Origin of the sequence: Isoptericola sp. NPDC060185 (genome assembly GCF_042728595.1) — a bacterium.
Lineage (GTDB): Bacteria > Actinomycetota > Actinomycetes > Actinomycetales > Cellulomonadaceae > Isoptericola.
In genome coordinates this window covers 1-1,393 of record NZ_JBHWYY010000154.1, presented here as the reverse complement: position 1 = coordinate 1,393, position 1,393 = coordinate 1, and the positions used below count along the sequence as shown (strand labels likewise).

The window sequence follows — 1,393 nt, the reverse complement described above, 5'->3', positions numbered from 1 at the left end:
GGGACAACAACGCCAATAACCAAAATTACTGCGGATCATGGCGACACAAAACATAAAGCCTGGCTGAAGGCCAAACGCCCGCTCACAACAGCCGGGGTCAGTAGAGGATGACGGGCGTGCCCTTGGGCATGCCCCACGAGTCCCAGAGCCAGTTGATGGCGGCGTTCGACACGCGGACGCACCCGTGCGACGCGGCGAACGGCGGGATCGACGACGAGCCGTGCACCGCGTACCCGCCGGAGAAGTACTTGGGCCGGTACATCGAGCCGAGCTCCAGCGTGGACTCGTGCATCCCGTTGCGCTCCATGTACACCGCGAACGAGCCGCGCGGTGTGGACGCGTGGTACGTGCGGCCCTTGGCCTCGTACGTGTCGCCGTTGCCCGACGAGGCGTTGAAGATCCGCGTGACCTTGCCGTTCTCCACGGTCATGAGGAGCTGGCGGTCCAGGTCGATCTCGACGGCCTTGCCCGACGACGAGTGCGCGCGGGGCCGGACGCCGTCGTCGAGGGCGGCCTGCGTCTTCGGCCCGACGACGCCGTCGCGGTACTGGCCGGCGGCCTTCTGCAGCGCCCACACCGCCTGCTGCGTGGCCGGGCCGTACGTGCCGTCCGCGTCCTGGAGGAAGTAGCCCAGCTCCTGCAGGCGCTCCTGCAGGGCGGTGACCTTCGCGCCGGAGTCGCCGTAGGAGATCAGCTTGTCGCGCGCCTCGGCGGCCTTCTTGGCCGCGGCCTCGTCGGCCGCCTTCTGCTCTGCCGCCTCCTGGGCGGCGGCCTCCTCGGCGGCCTTCTTCTCCGCCGCCTCCTTCTCCTCGGCCTTCTTCGCCTTCTCGGCGGCCTCGGCCTTCTTCTTCTCCTCGGCCCTCTTCGCGGCGTCGTCGGAGGCCTTCTGGTCCGCCGCGTCCTGCTCCGCCTGCTGCTGCGCCGCGTCGTCGGACGCCGAGCCCAGCACGCCGTCGTCCGAGGCGGTGCCCGACGGGGCCGAGGTCGTCACCGTGTCCGTCGGGGCGGCTCCCGGCTCGGCCTGGCCGCCGTCCCCGGACGAGGGGGCGCAGCCCCCGAGCACGAGGGCGAGCACCACCGGCACGCCGAGGAAGGACGCCGCGCGGCGTCGTCGAGTCCTGGGAACCGTACGCATCGTGCCCCTTCCGCGCCGGTGTGGCGGCGTACCGGGTGCGCCGCGGGGTACCACCGTGCCCCGCGCCCGCCCGGTCCGCTACCGCAGCACTCCGGTCGTGTCGAGATCGTGACCTGTGCCAGGTCGTTCACCTGCCACGACGCTCCGGACGGCGAAAAGGTTGTGTCGAGGGACACCTCGGGTACGCGACCGCTCGCGTCGCGACGGCGTCCCACATCCCCGGCAGGACGCCGAGGTCCTCGATCTCCCCGGCGGGCG

At 71.4% G+C, this 1,393-nt stretch carries 1 protein-coding gene; it reads right to left on the bottom strand.

From position 1 onward, the window contains the following. Nucleotides 1–97: 97 nt before the first annotated feature. Nucleotides 98–1,135 carry a L,D-transpeptidase family protein gene (locus ACFWDO_RS21385; RefSeq protein WP_380327185.1) on the bottom strand — a complete coding sequence of 346 codons (1,038 nt, stop codon included), beginning with the start codon at nucleotides 1,133–1,135 and terminating at the stop codon, nucleotides 98–100. Nucleotides 1,136–1,393 lie beyond the last annotated feature (258 nt).